At 60.3% G+C, this 19,737-nt stretch carries 18 protein-coding genes; 15 read left to right on the top strand and 3 right to left on the bottom strand.

Annotated features, from left to right (window positions below; genetic code table 11):
• Positions 1 to 25: 25 nt before the first annotated feature.
• Complete coding sequence (locus ACVC5H_RS21125; RefSeq protein WP_489619694.1) at positions 26 to 1,147, top strand: hypothetical protein; 1,122 nt, start codon at positions 26 to 28, stop codon at positions 1,145 to 1,147.
• A gap of 74 nt (positions 1,148 to 1,221) precedes the next feature.
• Here ACVC5H_RS21125 and istB read toward each other — a convergent pair whose 3' ends face one another.
• Entirely contained in the window at positions 1,222 to 2,004 is a 783-nt protein-coding gene (gene istB, locus ACVC5H_RS21120) for an IS21-like element helper ATPase IstB (RefSeq protein ID WP_489622740.1), read from the bottom strand.
• Complete coding sequence (gene istA / locus ACVC5H_RS21115; protein WP_489619693.1) at positions 1,994 to 3,526, bottom strand: IS21 family transposase; 1,533 nt, start codon at positions 3,524 to 3,526, stop codon at positions 1,994 to 1,996. Before istA ends, istB begins: the two co-directional genes overlap by 11 nt.
• Positions 3,527 to 4,026: 500 nt before the next feature.
• On the opposite strand from istA, the gene ACVC5H_RS21110 reads away from it, so the two are divergent.
• From ACVC5H_RS21110 to ACVC5H_RS21095, 4 genes are all read left to right on the top strand, one after another.
• The gene (locus ACVC5H_RS21110) at positions 4,027 to 4,269 is read left to right on the top strand and encodes a hypothetical protein (RefSeq protein ID WP_489619692.1); all 243 of its coding nucleotides are present in this window, start codon (positions 4,027 to 4,029) and stop codon (positions 4,267 to 4,269) included.
• Positions 4,270 to 4,352: 83 nt separating this feature from the next.
• Complete coding sequence (locus tag ACVC5H_RS21105) at positions 4,353 to 4,676, top strand: DUF3892 domain-containing protein (protein ID WP_489619691.1); 324 nt, start codon at positions 4,353 to 4,355, stop codon at positions 4,674 to 4,676.
• A gap of 514 nt (positions 4,677 to 5,190) precedes the next feature.
• Positions 5,191 to 7,302 (top strand): TonB-dependent receptor family protein, encoded by a 2,112-nt coding sequence (locus ACVC5H_RS21100; RefSeq protein WP_489619690.1) that lies wholly within the window; start codon positions 5,191 to 5,193, stop codon positions 7,300 to 7,302.
• Between the two features lie 687 nt (positions 7,303 to 7,989).
• The gene (locus ACVC5H_RS21095; protein WP_489619689.1) at positions 7,990 to 9,135 is read left to right on the top strand and encodes a branched-chain amino acid ABC transporter substrate-binding protein; all 1,146 of its coding nucleotides are present in this window, start codon (positions 7,990 to 7,992) and stop codon (positions 9,133 to 9,135) included.
• 119 nt (positions 9,136 to 9,254) lie between these two features.
• On the opposite strand, the gene ACVC5H_RS21090 is transcribed toward ACVC5H_RS21095, so the two are convergent.
• Entirely contained in the window at positions 9,255 to 10,178 is a 924-nt protein-coding gene (locus ACVC5H_RS21090; RefSeq protein ID WP_489619688.1) for a LysR family transcriptional regulator, read from the bottom strand.
• 361 nt (positions 10,179 to 10,539) lie between these two features.
• Between ACVC5H_RS21090 and ACVC5H_RS21085 the strand changes: the two genes are divergently transcribed.
• From ACVC5H_RS21085 to ACVC5H_RS21040, 10 genes are all read left to right on the top strand, one after another.
• Complete coding sequence (locus ACVC5H_RS21085; RefSeq protein WP_489619687.1) at positions 10,540 to 11,394, top strand: SphA family protein; 855 nt, start codon at positions 10,540 to 10,542, stop codon at positions 11,392 to 11,394.
• Between the two features lie 54 nt (positions 11,395 to 11,448).
• On the top strand, positions 11,449 to 12,609 hold the full coding sequence (locus ACVC5H_RS21080) for an alpha/beta hydrolase family protein (RefSeq protein WP_489619686.1): 1,161 nt from the start codon (positions 11,449 to 11,451) through the stop codon (positions 12,607 to 12,609).
• 47 nt (positions 12,610 to 12,656) lie between these two features.
• Positions 12,657 to 13,583, top strand: a complete 927-nt coding sequence (locus ACVC5H_RS21075) for a VOC family protein (RefSeq protein WP_489619685.1) — start codon at positions 12,657 to 12,659, stop codon at positions 13,581 to 13,583.
• Between the two features lie 20 nt (positions 13,584 to 13,603).
• On the top strand, positions 13,604 to 13,942 hold the full coding sequence (locus tag ACVC5H_RS21070) for a Rieske (2Fe-2S) protein (RefSeq protein WP_489619684.1): 339 nt from the start codon (positions 13,604 to 13,606) through the stop codon (positions 13,940 to 13,942).
• Positions 13,943 to 13,985: 43 nt separating this feature from the next.
• Positions 13,986 to 15,116: an FAD-dependent oxidoreductase gene (locus tag ACVC5H_RS21065; RefSeq protein ID WP_489619683.1), complete on the top strand. Its 1,131-nt coding sequence runs from the start codon at positions 13,986 to 13,988 to the stop codon at positions 15,114 to 15,116.
• A gap of 65 nt (positions 15,117 to 15,181) precedes the next feature.
• On the top strand, positions 15,182 to 16,336 hold the full coding sequence (locus tag ACVC5H_RS21060) for an MFS transporter (protein ID WP_489619682.1): 1,155 nt from the start codon (positions 15,182 to 15,184) through the stop codon (positions 16,334 to 16,336).
• On the top strand, positions 16,333 to 17,148 hold the full coding sequence (locus tag ACVC5H_RS21055) for a cyclase family protein (protein ID WP_489619681.1): 816 nt from the start codon (positions 16,333 to 16,335) through the stop codon (positions 17,146 to 17,148). The genes ACVC5H_RS21060 and ACVC5H_RS21055 overlap by 4 nt, the downstream gene beginning before the upstream one ends.
• A 56-nt stretch (positions 17,149 to 17,204) precedes the next feature.
• Entirely contained in the window at positions 17,205 to 17,792 is a 588-nt protein-coding gene (locus ACVC5H_RS21050) for a cupin domain-containing protein (protein ID WP_489619680.1), read from the top strand.
• Positions 17,789 to 18,772 carry a fumarylacetoacetate hydrolase family protein gene (locus ACVC5H_RS21045; protein WP_489619679.1) on the top strand — a complete coding sequence of 328 codons (984 nt, stop codon included), beginning with the start codon at positions 17,789 to 17,791 and terminating at the stop codon, positions 18,770 to 18,772. Before ACVC5H_RS21050 ends, ACVC5H_RS21045 begins: the two co-directional genes overlap by 4 nt.
• Entirely contained in the window at positions 18,769 to 19,734 is a 966-nt protein-coding gene (locus ACVC5H_RS21040) for an NAD-dependent epimerase/dehydratase family protein (RefSeq protein WP_489619678.1), read from the top strand. Before ACVC5H_RS21045 ends, ACVC5H_RS21040 begins: the two co-directional genes overlap by 4 nt.
• Positions 19,735 to 19,737 lie beyond the last annotated feature (3 nt).

Here is a 19,737-nt window from a genome sequence, read left to right as displayed (position 1 = left end):
CACGAAGGATAAGGAAGGAAGTGTCATGCCCCGCAAGCTGGCATTGAAGCGTCTCACCGCTTCAGACTTAACGCTGTTCAAGTGGCATTTCCAGAATCGACCAGCCGGAGCCGGAAAGCAAAAGGCCTTTAACTTGGACACGAATGTCCTGGTCGGCAGGTTGTACCCGCAACTTGGCGAACCTGCTTTGGTTCCTCAGCCTCGCTATCCTTTGGATCTTTATTTGTGCGGGCCGGGGCTTGCACCTGCCAACAATTTGCAGCGCAAGATCCTGAAGCAGCAGAAGAACTGGCGCCTTAACGGGGAACTGATTGACAACCCCGTTGACAGTCCGGAGCTGTACAACGTACTGGTGCCAGGTGACTTTGCTTTGTTCGAATTCACAGGCGATGTGACGCCGACGACAGCGAATGTGGTTTTGATTGCAAGTGCATTACCCGAGGACGCGGCACTTTACGCCGAGCTTGCTCGCCGCTTTGCTGATGGATCTATGTGGCCCCTGGAGGACCAGCTTGTTCATGATGTTCTTTCTGAGGCATCCCCGCCCGCCGGACACCCATTGCACGACTGGGCCGATACCAGTCTGCTAGAGGACGCAGTACTTGGGGGGGCGGCGGGCGCAGAAACAGTCAATACACGACGCGGCAATCGAGGGGTAACTCCTGAGGATTTCATGCGTTCGCGTCGGAATGCTGAGGCTACCGGCGTTGCCGGTGAAGAGCTTCTTAATGCATGGCTGGACGGAGAGCGACGGGACGGGCGTATTCGTGCATTTGAATGGACAGCCAGCATCAATGCCGTAGCTCCGTATGACTTCCGGGTAATCGGTACGACTGATGAAGTTCGCGTCGTGGACGCAAAAAGTACAGTCGGTGGATTTGGGAATCCAGTCCACCTCTCTCTGAGGGAGCTGGCAGTTGCGGTGCAAGGCCCCGCTCCATACGACATCTGTCGTCTTTATGAGGTTACTGAAGGCAGTGGAAAGATGCGAATAGCGAGAAATGTCGGAGCATCGTTACAGAACATCCTCTCGGCACTGAGTGCCATCCCGGAAGGCGTTACAGTGGACTCGATATCGCTTCGTCCGGAAATTCTGGATTTTTCAGCGGAAGTAATTTCGCTTGGTACATCAAACGCTGATGCCTAGGCTGCCACGCGGTCATTGTGAGATTGCATAAAGTTTTGACCCGAGAATTGCATCGAATGTTGACCCTCGGATTTTCAAACAGTACTAATGGTTTTCTTGTTTGATTTCTCTTTCTTTGCTATCTGGGTTGAACTGTTTTTGAAGCGGTAACTATCATTTCCAGTTTCAACGATATGGCAATGATGGGTAAGGCGGTCGAGAAGTGCGGTAGTCATTTTGGGGTCTCCGAAAACTGATCCCCATTCACCAAAGCCCAGGTTCGTGGTGATTACCAGACTTGTTCGCTCATACAGCTTACTGATCAGATGAAAAAGCAAAGCTCCACTTGCTTGGCTAAATGGTAAATATCCAAGCTCATCCAATATCACCAGATCTGTATGAAGTAGACGCGCCGCCAAGTGACCTGGTCGACCTTGTTGTTTTTCTTGCTCAAGCAAATTCACTAGTTCTATTGTAGAGAAGTAGCGCACACGTGCATCGTGATGTTCTATTGCTTGAATGCCAAGTGCGCTGGCCAGATGAGTTTTCCCAGTGCCGGGTCCGCCTACGAAAACCACATTCTGTGCGGTCTCCAAGAAAGAGCAGGAATGCAATTTCTTCACGAGAGCCTCGTTGACTTCGCTAACGCCGAAGTCGAAGCCGTTGATATCTCGATACGCGGGGAATTTCGCAACTTTCATTTGATAGGCTAGTGAGCGTACCTCCCGTTCAGCGATTTCAGCCTTGACCAGATCCGCTAAGATCGGGAGCGCTGCTTGGAATGCTGGTGAGTTCTGTGCAGCCAGGTCCTCGGCCGCCTGTCCCATACCTCGCCATTTAAGTACCCTGAACATTCCCAATAACGCATCAGGCAGCATCGACATGATCGTCCCCTTTCGTCCGTAGGGTGTCATAGCGGCTAATATCGGCTACAGGCTCTTTGACTAATTGCAGCGCCTGCGGCGCCTCAATTGCCGGCACGGGAGCCCCATCAAGGAGGCGGCTGAGAATGTTAAGTACTACTTGCTTTGAGGGTGCCCCGTTCTTCAGCGCTGTTTCAACGGCATTGAGAACCGCCTTTTCGTCGTGAAACAGGACTAGGGCGAGGATCTCGACCATTTCACGGTCACCGCCAGGGCGTTTGAGCAAGATCGATTGCATTTCCTTGAATGCCGCTGGCAGCTCTGCAAAGGGCGCGCCATTGCGCAGGGCACCGGGCTTGCGCTGCAGGACAGCCAAATAATGGCGCCAATCAAATACTGTTTGTCCGGGGCCATGGTCACGATTAATTACTCTGGCGTGTTCAGCAATTGCGTTTCCCTCCGCAACCACGACCAGACGATCAGCATAGATCCGCAGGCTGACAGGCCTGTTAGCAAAGGAAGAAGGCACGCTGTAGCGGTTCCGATCCAAGGTGACCAGGCACGTCGGAGAGACGCGTTTGGAATGCTCCACGAAACCGTCAAATTGCTTTCCCATGGCCAGTAGATGAGTGCGCTCCTCACTCCATACGTTCCCGACAGTGTCATCAAGCTCTGGATGCTTAATAGCCGTCCAAAGGCGTAGGCATTCGGTAGCCAGCCATTCGTTTAAGGCATCGAGGCTGGAAAACGGCGGGACCTTTTGCCATATCCTGTTGCGGCTGTCCCGAACATTCTTTTCAATTTGCCCTTTTTCCCACCCGGAAGCGGGATTACAGAATTCCGCATCAAACAGGTAGTGACTAGTCATGGCATTGAAGCGGGCGTTGATATCGCGTTGCTTCCCAGTTTTAACTTTATCAACAGCGGTTTTCATGTTGTCGTAAATGCCACGCCGCGGAATTCCACCAAAAGCTTCAAACGCGTGAGCATGGGCGTCAAAAAGCATCTCGTGAGTTTGAAGCAAGTAGGCACGAAGGAAAAATGCACGGCTGTAACTGAGTTTGAAGTGAGCAATCTGCAATTTTGTACGTTCGCCGGCAATCACAGCCCAATCTTCACTCCAATCGAACTGAAACGCCTCTCCGGGAGCGAATGAGAGCGGTATATATGTTGATTTGCTCGCAGAATTGACCCTCTCCATTTGACCCACCTTCCATTGCCTTCCAAAGGCTGCCACGCGGTCATAAGACCCTTCATATCCCAGCTCTCGTAAGTCCAGGAACATCTGTTTCAGGGTTCGTCTCTGCTTGCGCGATTTGACTGCCTCAGCGCTGAGCCAGGCTGAAAGTCGAGGCGCGAATTCATCTAGGGCACTGGATGAATGCCTTGAGGGGTAGGAAGGCTCGATCGCTCCGGATCGGATATAGCGACGAACCGTGTTTCGAGAGATGTCCAGCCGGCGGGAGATTTCCCTGATCGAGATGTGATCGCGGATGTACCAGCGTCGAATAATTCCAAGTAGGGCCACGTCTATCACTCCGTTCTCCTGCTCGCTGTGATGAGCAGGATTGTGGTCTAAACATGGGTCAACTTAGGATGCAAATTTCCGGGGAAAGTGGGTCAGTTTTCGATGCAACTCAACATGGGTCAATTTGTATGCAATTGACCCATAGTCAAACGGAAATGCTAAGTGCAATAGGCCTTTCGCCATGTTAGCTGGGTCAATCGAAGCCAGAGTCTCTCCTTAAGCAGCGGCGGCCAACAGACCCGCTTCGCAATTGCATATCAGTGTTTCGGACCGAAGTAGATCTCTCCTTCTTGAAGGAGATCATCCTTGTGGTCTTGAGGCGTGTTGATGCTTCCTAGCAGCTTTGGAACGGGTATGAAAATTAAGTGTTGCGCAAACGACTACAGCTATTGATAGTTTATGTGTATATTTATACAGTGCCATATCTAGATGATATTTTGATTTTTGTTCAATATCTAGTTGTTTGTGGTGCTTTGTTTATATTGCATTAACTCTCCAAGGAGGCGGCAATGGCAAATAAATCTACCGGCAAAAATGTGGCATCCACCTCTGCTCGAGTACTGGGCAGTTCTTCTTCCTCCGCAATTCAACGCAGTTTGGCTGGCAGCGTTCTGTCCCAAACGGGCAATTCAAAAGTCACCGGGAAAGTGATGGAAGCGAAGGCTTCTAATGCGCTTCTCAGCGACAAGTCCAGCAGCATCACAAAAACGTTGGCTGCTTCAGCGGTATCCCAATCCAAGAAAAGTCGCTAGAACGTCCAGCAGGATTCGGCGTTTGGTCGCATGACGCCGGAAATTCAAGCACCTGGTTGCTGGTGTTCAGCAGCTAGGCCTTCATGCGACAGTATCCTAAGCATGGAGGATTTTGTATGGCTAACTGTCACGTTACCTGTATTACCAAACCAAACGTCAATTCCCCGCATGAGCACATCACGCATGTTGGTAATCCCGCTTGGACAATGAAACGGCTGACCGTGGAAGACGTCATCCAGCGGATTAACTCAAGGACGGACACTTTTTATGTGGCCGACCAGTTTGGCAATCGAGCGATGATTGGCGTGGTGAACCCTGGGGCTGGGCGTCGTCCGTTCATCCGAACATACGCTGACGGAAAGTGGACGGATAACTTGCTTGCGCTGGACCAGTGTCGACTGTATTGAGGCAGGGAATTTGGGAAATTTGAAAAGCCGCTTTCGGGCGGCTTCTTCAATTCGACCACGGAGCTAGCTGCAACGCTAGCTCAATCCGGCAAGAGGAAAGTTCAGTGTTAAATGAACAAAATGCGGGAAAGTTCAGACTTAAATGAACCTCGAATTCAGACTTTATTGAATTTGAAATTGAACATGCCGTGTGGGTACTGGATTCGTAGTTCAGACTTAACGGGTTTCTGACACTTGGGTGAGCAGGCGTTGGCAATCGTGTAAGCCAGCCCAACGACGCGGCCACATCTTGCGATGGCCGCTGGGGGATATTTTTGCCTCGGGAAGTCGCCCTTGGCATCAAAAAATTACGAGATTACTTAAGAAAAACAATAACATGCATCGAAACAAGTATAAAAACTAAATGCGACTCATTAACATTTCGCCCTCTTTTGGGACTTGTCCGAAAGATTCCTTTTTTAAATAGGAAATAAACGGCGGAGGTTCGCCAATATTTTTATTGGACCGAAATGTTATGAAGACTAGTCAGGCCACTTTGTTTTTTGCGCGCGATATACGCATCGCTACCTCAACCCTTGCCTCGCTGGTGATACTGGGCTGCCCCTCGGCGGGTCTGGCACAGCAGCCAGCCTCGCCAGAGTCGCAGCCCGGGCTGGAGCCCATTCAGGTCAGCGGCGACTGGCTCGGCACTGGTCTTGAGAGCAGCGTGAAGACTTATCCGGGGGCGCGCACGGTGGTAAAAAAACAGGAGATCGAAAGCACGGGCGCCGTCAACATCGGTGACGTGATGCGCCGCATTCCCGGTGTGCAGTCCAGCGACAATGCCGGTACCTCAGGTAGTGCCATCGCCCTCAACATTGGTGTACGGGGACTGACAGGGCGCTTTTCACCGCGCTCCACCGTTCTGCTGGACGGCATCCCGATGGCGGTGGCGCCCTACGGCCAGCCGCAGCTCTCGTTCGCCCCGCTGAGCCTGAACAACATTGAATCGGTCGACGTCGTGCGGGGCGGCGGCGCCGTGCGCTTCGGTCCGCAGAACGTGGGCGGCATCATCAATTTCAAGACGCGCTCCATTCCCGCAACGACCGGCATCTCCGGCGACGCCTCGGTGCGCTACAACAGTTATGGCCAGGGAGGCGGCAATACGCAGTACACGGCCTTTGCCGGCGGCCAGAATGAGAGCGGCATCGGTATGGCCTTCCTTTATTCGGGGCAGGATGGCAGCGGATGGCGCGACAAGAGCGAGGAGCACCTCAACGATTTTGCGCTGAAGATGCGTTACGAGATCTCGCCGGCTTCCGAACTCTACGCCAAGCTCAATTACTACGATGTGATGAGCCGCACGCCAGGCGGCCTCACCACCGCGCAGTACGCCGCCGACCCCTTCCAGAACACCCGTCGGCGCGACAACTGGAGCGGTACCCGCAAAGGCTTCGACGTGGGTTACCTCAACACGATATCGGACCATCAGGAGTTCGAAATCCGTACCTATTTCAACCAGGCCACCCGCCAGAGCACCTTGATCAATGCGACCGGCGTACGCCTCTCGCATCAACCGCGCAATTACGAAACGCTGGGCATCGAGCCACGGTACACGCAGCGTTTCGCCTGGGGCAGTACCACGCACGACGTCACCGTCGGGTATCGCCATGTCCGCGAGCGCGGGGACGACAATATCTACAACGAGTCAGTCCGCACCGGCGTACTGAGCGGATTCACCCGGTTCCGGAACAGCACCGACGCCCATGCCGGTTACATCGACGACAAGATCGCGTTCAGGCAATGGCGCATCACACCCGGCGTGCGTTTCGAGCACGTGGAGTCCAGCCGGTATGACGTGGGCAACAAGGCGTCCTACCAGGTGGCCAACCGCAAGTTGCTGCCCTCGCTCAATATCGCCTACCTGCTCACCGAGCATCTGACCCTGTTCAGCAACTACAACACCTCCTTCGGCGTGGTGCAGAATTCGCAACTCAACACCATGTCATCGGCCAATCCGCTTTCCCCCGAGCTGGCCAGGACGATCGAAGGCGGCGTGCGTTGGAAGAGCGCCCGGGCCTCCGCCGAGGCGACCGTGTTCCACATCAATTTTGACAACCAGATCGTGTCGGTCCAGGGAACGATGCCCAACGTCTTCCGCAACATCGGCAAGACCCGCCACGATGGCATCGAGCTGGCGATGGACTACGCCTTCGATCAGCAAAGCCTCTTGAAGGGCTGGTCGGTCTTCGCCAACGTCACCTACACCAGGGCCCTGCAGATGTCGGGCAGCAACCCGGGCAAGGACTTGCCGTTCTATGCCCGCATCACCGATACGCTGGGGACCCGTTTCAACACGGGGCCATGGGGCATCACCCTGTCGACCACGCACCAGGGACGCCAGTTTGCCGATGAAGCCAATACCGTCGCCGAAAGCGCCGACGGCAGTATCGGGGAAATCCCCGGCTTGCGGCTCTGGAATGCCCAGGTGAGCTGGAAGGTGCCGGGCAGGAAGGGATTGGACATCTTTGCCGGCGTGAACAACCTGACTGATCGCCGCTATTTCACCCGGACCGTGGACGGCAATCTGGGCAAGCTGGTGGGGGCACCTCGCACCCTGTATGTGCAGGGGCGTTACTCATTCTGACCCGCCTTCGGCGAAGGAAAGCACATCATATCGCCGCTTCAGGCGGGGGCGAGGAGCGGTGCGGGGCGCATCATCGGCGCAGGGTCGGCACGGGTCGGAGCATGCCCTCGGACGATCACCGGAGACCGCCGTGAATTTTGGGCAAGTGAACGAAAATTCTGGCTTATGCTGCTCAGTTCCGCATGAATTGGGCTTGTCGGCAGGAGTCAGCAAGGTTTCAAGTGCGGTTTTCTGCCGTTTGCCCACCCTTATTGGTGCATTTCTTCGCATCATGATTCAAAAAAGTGCATAAAACGTGCGATATGAATGAACGGCCACGTTGGCACGGAACTCGCTCTCCCAGCCGCACCATTACGGTGTATTCTGCCCGGCGGGGCCGTGTATTGGAGGAACTGCCCCGCCTGGCCTGGCGCTGCGGCCGGGCCGCTTGCCTGCTGTGGCTCCGTCCCTTTTTAACCGGGGATGGCCGGCGGGAAAGCGCCCGAGTCGCGATGCTCTCAGGCATGGCTCGTTTTTTGCTGTAGCAGAGTCCGCAAGCAAGAACCGGTCAGAAACTGGGAGGCGCTGCGGCGTTGTCGGGTCTTGCCACCGTCCACAAGGGGGGAGCAGGGCCGGTCAGCGTACATAAAACAAATGGCACAACGCACTGCGTTTTCAATCATTCATTGGAAGTAATAGGAGCAATTCATGCAAAAAATCAAAATGATTCCTGTCGCTACAGCACTGGTGGCAGCGTTCGCATTCGCAGGGGCTGCACAAGCACAAGAAGTCATCAAGATCGGTCACGTCGCTCCCCTGACTGGTCCCAACGCGCACATCGGCAAGGACAATGAAAACGGCGCCCGCATGGCCGTGGACGAACTCAATGCCAAGGGCTTCATGATCGGTGGCAAGAAGGTGACCTTCCAGCTGGTCGCACAGGATGACGCTTCCGACCCGAAGCAAGCTACCACTGTCGCGCAGGCCCTGGTCGATGCCAAGGTCAAGGGCGTGGTCGGCCACATGAACTCCGGTACCACCATCCCGGCTTCCAAGATCTACTACGACGCCGGCATCCCGCAAATTTCGCCGTCGGCGACCAACCCCAAGTACACCCAGCAAGGCTTCAACACCGCCTTCCGCGTGGTGGCCAACGATGGCCAGCTCGGTGGCGTGCTGGGCCGCTATGCCGTCAATGAACTCAAGGGCAAGAGCGTAGCCGTCATCGACGACCGCACCGCCTACGGTCAAGGCGTGGCTGAAGAATTCCGCAAGAGCGCAATGGCAGCTGGCGCCACCATCGTGGCAACCCAGTACACCACCGACAAGGCCACCGACTTCAACGCCATCCTGACCTCGGTCAAGTCCAAGAAGCCGGATCTGGTCTTCTTCGGCGGTATGGACGCCGTGGCCGGCCCGATGCTGCGCCAGATGGATCAGCTGGGCATCGCTGCCAAGTTCATGGGTGGCGACGGTATCTGCACCACCGAACTGCCGAGCCTGGCCGGTGCTGGCCTGAAGGATAGCGAAGTGGTCTGTGCCGAAGCTGGTGGCGTGACCGAAGCCGGCAAGAAGCCGCTGGAAGATTTCAAGGCTGCCTACAAGAAGAAGTTCAACCAGGACGTCGTGATCTATGCACCGTACACCTACGACGCGCTGATGACCCTGGCTGATGCCATGCAACAAGCTGGCTCGTCGGATCCCAAGGTCTACCTGCCGTTCCTGGCCAAGATCCACCACAAGGGCGTGACCGGTGAAATCGCCTTCGACCCGAAGGGCGACATCCTCAACGGCACCCTGACCCTGTACACCTACAAGGGCGGCAAGCGTACCCTGCTGAGCGTGGTGAAGTAAGCATCAGGCTTCATCTCCGGCGCCCTCGCGGTGCCGGATGAAGTTGATTTGAAAGCCCCGGCATCGTTGCCGGGGCTTTTTCGTTCATGTCGGCCCAAAACCGCCTGGCGCCGGCGGCTTCATCCGCCCATCTCCTCATCCATCTCCCGCCCACTCTCCAGAAACACCCGCCGCAGCCATTCGATGCCCGGATCATTGGTGCGATAGCGATGCCACTGCAGCATCTGGTGCATTTCCGCCAGGGGCAGCGGGCTTTCCTTCAACACCACCGGCAGTTGCGGCGCCAGCTTGCGCGCCAGCCGGCCATGCACGGTGGCAATGCGGTCCGTCCCCTGCACCAGCGCCACGCAAGAGGCGAAGCTGAAACTGGTCACTTCCACCCGCCGCGCGAAGCCCAGCTTGTTGGCCATCCACGCTTCCACCGAGGTGGAGTTGGCCCCCGGCGGCACCATCACCACGTGGCCTGCCGTCATGTAGCGCTCGCGCGTGAGTTCGCCCTTGGCGAGGGCGCCATCGCGCCACACCACGCACACATGGCGCTCGCGGAAGACTTCTTCGGCGGGATGGTCGGGCGTACAGAATTCCTGCGGCAGCACCAGCAGATCGACTTCGGCGCGGTCCAGTGAACGGGTCGGGTCCTGCACCTGCGGCATCAGCGCAAAGCGGATGCCCGGCCCCTCGGCATGGGCGCGGGCGATCACGCGCGGGATCAGCACGCTCAGGCTGAAGTCCGAGACCGAGATGCGGAATTCCCGATGAGATTCGGCCGGCACGAAGGCCGGCTTGGCCGAGATCGAACCTTCGATGCGTCGGAGCACGTCGTTGACCGCATCGCGCAGCACCTCGGCGCGCGGCGTCGGTTCCATGCGGCGTCCTACCTGGATCAGCAGCTCGTCATCGAAATAGTCGCGCAGGCGGGCCAGCGCATTGCTCATGGCGGACTGGCTCAGGTGAATCTTTTCGGCGGCGCGGCTGATGTTGAGTTCGGTCAGCAGCGCATCGAGGGCGACCAGCAGATTGAGGTCGAGCTTGTTGAAGCGCATGGATAAGTCTCCGTGGTCAGGGGCCGGCCTTCTTGTGGGATTCGCTGGGCGCGGTCGAGGTATTGATGTCGCCGATATCATGAATCAAAACAATCCATTTGATCAATATCAAACGCAAGCTTAACCTTCGCTCATCCGCTGCACGGCCTCGCAGACAAGCACAAGAAAAGGCCGGCACGGCAAGCCGGTGGCGCAGTACGCAATCCGCGCCGCTGTTCAGCCTGGCCCCGACAAGACGCCGAGACGGCGAGACAACAAGCCAGGCAGGGTAGGAGACAAGGAGACAGAAGTGAAGAGAGGATATGTACCAGCCCGTCGGCTGGCAGCTTGTGCCGTCATGACCGCCTGGGGTGTTGCCAGCATGCAATCCGCGCTAGCCTTTGAAAGTGGCGTTTCGCCGTTCCCTGCCGGGTCCACCAGTGACTACATCGCGGCCTTGCCCCCCATTCCGGGCTTCTTCGCGGTACAGCAGTTCAACTACAACAGTTCGGACGGCCTGTACGACAACCATGGCAACAAGTTGCCCATCCCCTTCAAGTCGGACGCTTTCTCGTCCACCACGCGCCTGCTGGCTTCCTATGGCGTGGAATTCCTGGGTGCCAAGGTGTATTCGCAACTGGTGCTGCCGGTCGTCTCGCTGCATACCGAAGTGTATGGCCACGGTGAGAACCACAACGGCCTCTCCAACGTCACCGTCACGCCCCTGCTGCTGCGCTGGGACGTGGCCGCGAACACCAACGTCACCTGGGGCTTCGACTTCGCACTCAAGACCGGCTCCTACAATCCCGCCCGCACCAGCGTCGCGGTAGGCTACACGTCCTACCAGCCGGTGCTGGCCATCCGCCACAACGATCCGGAGGGTCTGGATCTGGGTATCTCCAACCGCCTGCTCTTCAACGACAAGAACAGCGATACCAACTACCGCTCCGGCTCGGCCTATGTGGCCGACTTCATCGGCGGCTGGAACTTCGGCAAGTGGAAGGTTGGCGTGACCGGTGCCTACCTGAACCAGTTCACCGACGACAGCCAGAACGGCAACACCATCACCGGCAATCGCGCGCGCAGCTTCGCGATGGGACCGATCGTGAACTACAACGCCGGCACCTACAGCATCAACATGAACTATCAGCGCGGCCTGTATGCCGCCAACACGTCCAAGAGCGATGCCATCTGGATCAACTTCGCCATGCCACTGTGGCTGGGCGGGCCGCACTGAGGCAGCAGCAACGCGGCATCCGCGCGCATTACTCATCATCTAAGGAGTTACACCATGTTCCGTTACTTCCCGACGAACTATGTCTGGAATCTTTCCGTCGATCTCGCCATCGAGATGGGCGCCCGCATCGGCGAAATCGAAGCCATGTGCGCGCCCTTGCAGGAGGCGGCCAAGCAGCCTGACGCCGAAGGCACCGCGGCCTTCCGCGCCACCTGGGCGGACATGGCAGAAAAGCTGTGCAGCCTGGCCGCCGAAGATGAAGTGCGCGGCCGGCTGCTCTCGGCCGGCGCCAAGTACAAGCGCGCGGCCAGCTATCTGCTGACCTGCGAACGCCTGCAGGGCCATGGTGCGCCGGGCCGCGTCGAACTGTACCGGCGCTTCCTGGAAGTGTTCCAGCGCGGCATCGCCTTGTCCGGCGACAACTGCGAGCGCGTCGAGATTCCTTATGAAGGCCGTGTCATCTCGGGGCTGTATATACGCGCCCACAAGGTTGACGGTCCGGCGCCGATCCTGGTGCAGCTCAATGGCCTGGATTCGACCAAGGAAATGAAATACATGGTCGGCCTGCCCGGCTGGCTGGCCGAGCGCGGGGTTTCCTCGCTGGTGATCGACCAGCCCGGCACCGGCGAAGCCCTGCGCCTGCAAGGCCTGACCGCACGCTTTGATGCCGAGCACTGGGCCCGCCACGTGGTGGACTGGCTGGAGCAGCGTGACGACGTGGACCCCGCACGCATCGGCTGCGAAGGCGTCTCCCTGGGCGGTTACTACTGCCCGCGCGTGGTCGCCATGGAACCGCGCTTTGCCTGTGGCGTGGTATGGGGCGCCAATCACGACTGGCGCGACGTGCAAAAGCGCCGCCTGGAAAAGGAGGGCGATTTCCCCGTACCGCATTACTGGCAGCACGTCTGCTGGGTCTGGGGTGCCAAGGACATCGACGACTTCATGCGCATTGCCGAGGACGTGCATCTGGATGGTGTGGTCGAGAAGATCCGCGTGCCCTTCCTGGTCACCCATGGCGAGAAGGACAGCCAGATTCCGCTCAAGTGGGCGCAGCGTACTTACGAACAACTGGTCAACAGCCCCAAGCGCGAATTGAAGATCTTCACCGACCGTGAAGGCGGCGCGCAGCACGCCAGTTTCGACAACTCCATCAATGCAGGGCACGTCATCGCCGACTGGGTGGCCGAGACCCTGGGTGGCCGTACCAAGGCCTGACGCACAGCGCCACGAGAAAACACCAAGTCAATCACAAGGAAATCCGCATGAACATCATTGGACCCGATGCCCTGGTCTTTGGCGTGGACGATCTGCCCGCCTGCCGCCAGTACCTGCTCGACTACGGCCTCAAGGACGCCGGCAACGACCGTTACGAAGCGCTGGATGGCACCGCCGTCGTGCTGCGCGCCAAGGACGACGCCACGCTGCCGCCGGCCATGGGCACCGCCAGCCTGCTGCGTGAAACCGTCTATGGCGTGGCCGACGTCGCCACCCTGGACGCCATCGAATCCGAACTGCGCCGCGACCGCGAAGTCAGCCGCCGCGATGGCGTCGTACGTAGCGTCGACGACATGGGTTTTGCGCTGGCCTTCCAGCTGACCGTGCGCCGCGACCTGGCACTGGCCGCCGAACGCGTCAACGGTCCCGGCGACGCCCGGCGCGCTCCCAATGAACTGGGTTTGCCACCTGACCTGCAAGCCCTGCCGCGCACGCTCTCGCACGTGGTGTATTTCGTGCCGGATACGGCCAAGGCCGAGGCCTTCTATCAACGTCTGGGCTTCGTCTGTACCGACCGCTTTACCGGCGTGGGCCCCTTCCTGCGCCCGGCTGGCACGCAGGATCACCATACCCTGTTCATGATCCAGACCCCGCCCTTCATGAAAGGCTGCGAACACTTCACCTTCCACATGGGTGGCCCGACCGAAGTGCTGCTGGCCGGCACCCGCTTCGTCGAGAAGGGTTACCAGAGCTTCTGGGGCCCCGGCCGTCATCGCTTCGGCAGCAACTGGTTCTGGTACTTCAATTCGCCGCTGGGCTGCCACGTCGAATACGACGCCGACATGGACCTGCACGACGATCAGTGGGCCGCACGCGAAGCGCCGATGGGCGCCGACGCCTCGCAGCTGTTCCTGTTCCAGTACCGCGAGAAGTGGGCACCGAGCGGCCCGCCGCCGTCGGGCGCTGCCCGCTGAGCGGTCAGGCGGAGACGGCCATGTACCTGTGCCACGTGACCCAATTGCCCGAGGATGGCGCGCGCGGTTTCGATACCGAAGGCGCAGGGCAGGCCACCATCTTCCTGCTGCGCCGGGGCGATCAGGTCCGTGCCTGGCGCGACATCTGCCCGCACCACGGCACGCCGCTGCCGTGGCGCCGCGATGCCTATCTCGACGCCAGCGGCGAGAACGTGGTCTGTGCCGCCCATGGTGCCTTGTTCGATCCGCTCACCGGCGTATGTACGCTCGGCCCTTGCCTGGGCGATACGCTCACCCCGGTGCCATTGCGCATCGATGATGACGGCGGCCTGCACGTGGCCGGGGACGATCAGGTTTGATTTGTGCAAGAAAAAATTCAGCAAAAAATTCAGGAGACTCACCATGACACTCGCAGCCCAACGCATCCTCATCATCGGCGGCGGATTTTCCGGCACGTCGGCCGCCATCGACCTGCGCCGCCGTGGCGCCCAGGTCGACCTGGTGGAACTCGATGCCCAGTGGCGCAACTACGGCGCCGGCATCAGCCTGGGCCCGGCCACCCTGCGCGCCTTGAAGCAACTGGGCGTGCTCGATGCCTTCCTGCGTGAAGGCGCTGCCGGTGACGGCGTGCAACTGTGCCTGCCGCATGGTCCGCAGGTGGCGGTTCTGCCCACGCCACGCCTGGCCTCGCCGGATGTGCCGGGCGGTGGCGCGATCCTGCGTCCGGTGCTCGCACGCATCCTGGCCGATGCCACCCGCGCGGCGGGCACTGACGTGCGCCTGGGCTGCACCTTCACCGCGCTGCGCGAGATCGGCGATGAAGTCGAGGTGGATTTCACCGATGGCCAGACCCGCCGCTATGACCTGGTGATCGGTGCCGATGGCCTCTATTCCAAGCTGCGCGCCCACATCTTCCCCAATGCGCCCAAGCCGCGCTACAGCGGCCAGGCAGTGTGGCGTGCGGTGCTGCCGCGTCCGGCGGAGATCACCACCTGCACCATGTGGATGGGGCCGCGCATCAAGCCCGGCGTCAATCCGGTGTCCAGGGATGAAATGTATCTCTTCGTCACCGAGCCGCGCCCGGTCAACGATCACGTCGATCCGGCCACTTTCGTCGAGCGCCTGCGCGGCCTGCTGGAGGACTTCAGCGCACCGGTGTTGAAGACCATCCGCGAGCAGCTCGATGACAACGCCCGCATCATCTTCCGTCCGCTGGAAGGCCTGCTGTTGCCGCGTCCGTGGTATTCGGGACGCGTGGTGCTCATCGGCGACGCCGTGCATGCCACCACACCGCACCTGGCCTCGGGTGCTTGCATCGGCATCGAGGATGCCCTGGTGCTGGCCGAAGAGCTGGCGCGCAACGGCAGCGTGCCGCTGGCTTTGTCGGCCTTCGAGGAGCGCCGCTGGGAACGCTGCCGCATGGTGGTGGAGAACTCGGCGCGGCTGGGTGAGATTGAGGTTGAGGGCGGCGACAAGGATGAGCATTCCCGCATCATGCGTGAGTCGCATGCCGCGCTGGTGCAGCCGATCTGATTGAAGAAAAATATAAAAAATATAAACGATTAACGCTGTTCAATCTGCTGCAACAAGGAGACAAGATGATCACGACCTATTCCAAGCGCGCCCTGGCTGCGCTGATGCTGGCGCACTGCGCCGGCATGATTGACCTGGTAGCGCTGCCGGTCTGGGTCGGCACGCTGGTGGCGCATTACCACTTCGATCCGCGGCAGGCCGGCCTGCTGGCTTCGCTGTTCCTGGGCGGGGCCGTGCTGGCTAGCGCCATGCTGGCACCGCGCTTCGATCCCGACACGGCGCGCTGGAAGGCCGCCGTCGGTTTTTCCCTGTCGGCCCTGCTGTTCGCGGTGGCGGCGCAGACCCATCACTACCTGCTGCTGGCCCTGCTGCATGCGGTATGCGGCATCACCACCGGACTTTCCTTGAGTGTCACCCATGGCACCATCGCCCGGGGCAGCAATCCGCATCGCGGTTTTGCGCTGGTAGGCATCTCCTTGGGTGTGTTTGCCATCCTGTTTCTGGGCAGTGTGCCGCCGATTGTTGCCAGCATCGGCGGTCCCGCGCTGTTCTATGTCTTTGCCGGCGTGATGGCGGTGGGCGCACTGGCGTGTGCCTTGGCTTTTCCGCGTCCCGAAACCGACGGTCTACCGCGCGTGATCGTTCCCCGTCAGCCGGTGCCGCGCCAGGTCTGGTACGGCATTGCCGGGATTGCCTGCATGGGACTGGTGCAATCGATGACCTTCAGTTTTTTGGAGCGTGTCGGCAGTGATCGTGGCTTCGGCCTGCAAGCCGTGACCGGCGTGCTGATCGCGCTGGGCTTTGTCAACCTCTTGCCCGCGCCGCTGGCCGCTCTGCTTGAAAAACGACTGCCTGCCCGCAGTGTGCTCATGGCCGGTCCTCTGGTGCAGGCCCTGCTGGTGGTGGCGATCATGTCCTCTGCGCGCTTTGCACCCTATGCTGCGGCAGCGTCGGTGTTTGCCGCCGTGATGATTTTCACCCACACCTTTGCCTTTGGCCTCATGGCTCGGCTGGATCGCAGCGGTCGCGCCATGGCCGCCACGCCTGCCATGCTGATGACGGGTGCGGCCATCGGACCCATCCTCGGGGGCACGCTGGTGCAGGGCTGGGGTTATGCCAGCCTGGGGCCGGTGGCTCTGGTGCTGGGCGTGAGCGCATCGATCTCTTTCTCGCGGCTGCCGCGTGCAGCTGTTGTTCAATCCCAGGAGGCATTGGCATGACCGCACCCTTGCAGGCAGGTCGACGTCATCGTTTCGTCGACTTGTCCATCTATCTTGAAAACGACGTGCTCTCCGATCCGCCTCCGCTGGCGCCGAAGATCACCTACCAGAAGCACGCGGACACCCTGCCGGAATTCATGGCCATGCTGCCCGGCACCCAGCCCGAGGATTATCCCGACGGCGAGGCTGCCGCCGCCGAGTGGGTCACCCTGACCACGCACAATGGCACGCACCTGGACGCGCCCTGGCATTTCCATTCCACCCAGGACGCCAAGAACGGCGGTGCCCGTCCCTCCATCACCATCGATGAAGTGCCGCTGGAATGGTGCTTCCAGGCCGGCGTGAAGCTGGACTTCCGGCACTTCCCCGATGGCTACGTCGCTACGGCGGCGGACGTGGAAGCCGAACTCAAGCGCATCGGCCACGTCCTGCAGCCCCTCGATATCGTGGTGGTCAACACCCGTGCCGGTTCACGCTATGGCCAGCGCGACTATCTGGGTGCCGGCTGCGGCATGGGCTACGAAGCCACCATGTACCTGCTCGAACGCGGCGTGCGCCTGACCGGCACCGATGCCTGGAGCTGGGATGCGCCGTTTTCCTATACCGCCCGGCGCGTGGCCGAGACCGGCAACAAGGCCTTGATCTGGGAGGGCCACAAGGCCGGCCGCGACATCGGCTACTGCCACCTGGAAAAACTCCACAATCTCGAAGCCTTGCCGGCCCACGGCTTCACCATCAGCTGCTTCCCGCACAAGATCCGTGGCGCCAGCGCCGGCTGGACGCGGGCGGTGGCGATCTTCGACGAACCCTGACGCCGGTCTGCTGCGCCGGCAGCGACCAGCGGATTTACGATGCATAGGAGTCCATGATGTCCTTCCCCCCCATTCACCGCGTCGTCACCGGCCACGATGCGCAAGGCCGATCCATCATCACCAGCGACGGCCCGCTGCCCACCGTGGTCGAGGTGGCCGCCATTCCTGGCACGCTCTTCCATGAGGTCTGGAACACCAGTACCACGCCCGTGCGCGTGGACAACGGTGCTGATCCCACCTTGGGGCCGCTGGTGCTGTCGCCGCCCGAGCGCGGCACGCGCATGCGTTTCGTCGACATCCCGCCCGATACCGAGGAATTCCTCGCCAGCGCCAAGAGCAAGATGCATGAAGCCTTCAGCCAGATCGGCGAAGCCGGGGCCTCCACCGTGCAGGCGGATTCTCCGCATCCGCTGATGCACCGGACCGAATCGGTGGATTACGGCATCGTCATCGAAGGCGAGATGACCCTGGTCCTGGAACGCGGCGAAGTCGCACTCAAGCCCGGCAGCGTGGTCGTGCAGCGCGGCACCAACCATGCCTGGGCCAATCGCTCGGGCAAGCCTTGCCGCATGCTCTTCATCCTGATCGATGGCGAATACGATCCGGCCATCGCCGCACAACTGGCCAAGGAGAACGCATCATGAAGTTCGCCACCCTGCGTGACGGCACGCCCGATGGCGCGCTGGTGCTGGTCGCCCGCGACGCCCGCAGTGCCTTGCCGGTGCCACGGATCGCGCGCTCCCTGATCGATGCGATCGCCCGCTGGGACGAGGTATATCCCGCGTTGAGCGCGCACTATCAGGCGCTCAATGAAGGCCGCGCCGAGGGTGTCATCCCCTTCGATGCGCAGCAGTGCATGGCACCGCTGCCGCGTGCGCCGCAATGGCTGGATGCCTCGGCCTTCCTCAATCATGGCCGGCTGATGGAAGAAGCGTTCAATACGCCACCGATCCCCAACTTCGATACGGTGCCCGTGATGTACCAGGGCGCCAGCGATGATTTCCTCGGTCCGTATCAGGACGTGCCGCTGCGCTCGGAACAGGAGGGTATCGATTTCGAAGGCGAGTTCGGCGTGGTGGTCGGCCCGGTGGCCATGGGCGCTACGCCGGAAGAAGCACTGCGCGCCGTGCGCCTGGTGGTGCAGCTCAACGACTGGAGCCTGCGCGCACTCGGCCCGCATGAGATGAAGACCGGCTTCGGCTTCCTGCAAGCCAAGCCCTCTACGGCCTTTGCTCCCATCGCCGTCACTCCCGATGAACTGGGTGACGCCTGGCGCGATGGCCGCGTGCAGATGCACCTGCACGTGCAATGGAATGGCACCCGTTTCGGCGAGCCGCACGGTGGCGAGATGAATTTTTCCTTCGGCCAGCTGGTCGCGCACGCCGCCCACAGCCGCCGCCTCACGGCCGGTTGCATCATCGGTTCGGGGACGGTCTCCAACGTGGCCCGTGCAGCAGGCTCGGCCTGCATCGCCGAACGCCGCGTGATCGAAAAAATTGACCAGGGTGAAATCTGCACCGGCTTCATGCATTTTGGCGATGCGGTACGCATGCAGGCTTGCTACGAGGATGGCCGCGAAGGTCCCTTCGGCGTGGTGCAGCAGCGCGTGGTGCAGGCGCCATGAGGGTCCTGGTCACGGGCGCTGGTGGCTTCATCGGCGCGACGCTGTTGCAGTTGCTGCAGCAAACCGGGCAGGTCGGCAACCGGCGCATTACGCGACTGATGGCCATGGACCGGCAGTTGCCGCCGTTGTCGGGCGAGGTCGAACGCATCGAAGGTGAGTTGCAGGATGCACAGGTGCAGGCGCGCCTGGCGCAGTTCGGAGCCGATCTCTGCTTTCATCTGGCGGCCGTGCCAGGGGGCGCGGCCGAAGCCGATCCGCTGCTGAGCCGCCGCGTCAATCTCGATGCCACGCTGGACCTGTTTGATTTGCTGGCCTCCGGCCGCGCTGCAGGGGCTGCGCCGCCGGTAGTGGTCTACGCCAGCAGCATTGCGGTCTATGGCACACCCTTGCCGAACCCGGTGACACCGGTCACGCCCACGCGGCCGGCGCTGATCTATGGCGCCCACAAGCGCGCCTGCGAAATCCTGCTGGCCGACGCCACGCGCCGAGGCCGGCTTGATGGCCGCTCGCTGCGCCTGCCGGGTATCGTGGCACGTCCGCGTGTGGCCTCGGGATTGGTCTCGGCTTTCATGAGCGAACTGTTGCATGCGCTGGCGGCCGGTGAACCGGTGAGCCTGCCGGTCAGTCCGCAGGCCACGGCCTGGTGGATGTCGGCGCAGCGCTGCGCCGAGAATCTGCTGCATGCGGCGACCATGGATCCCATGCTCGATACCGATGGCCACAGCGAACGCACCTGGGCGTTGCCGGTGCTGAGGCTGTCCATGCAGGAAGTGGTCGATACGCTCTCTGTCCTTTATCGGGTCGATGGCCGGACCCTGGTTCGCTATACCCCGCAAGAGCAGGTGGAGGCGGTCTTTGGCCGCTATCCCGCCCTCGATGATGGTGTCGCGCGTCGCCTCGGATTGCGTGATGACGGCTCGCCCGAGGCGCTGGTGCGGCGCGCGTTGGCCCCTTTTTCCTGAGCA

It is taken from the genome of Herbaspirillum sp. Her3, from assembly GCF_057961275.1.
The sequence above is the reverse complement of the archived record's forward strand: the minus strand, read 5'-3'. Positions and strand labels throughout refer to the sequence as shown.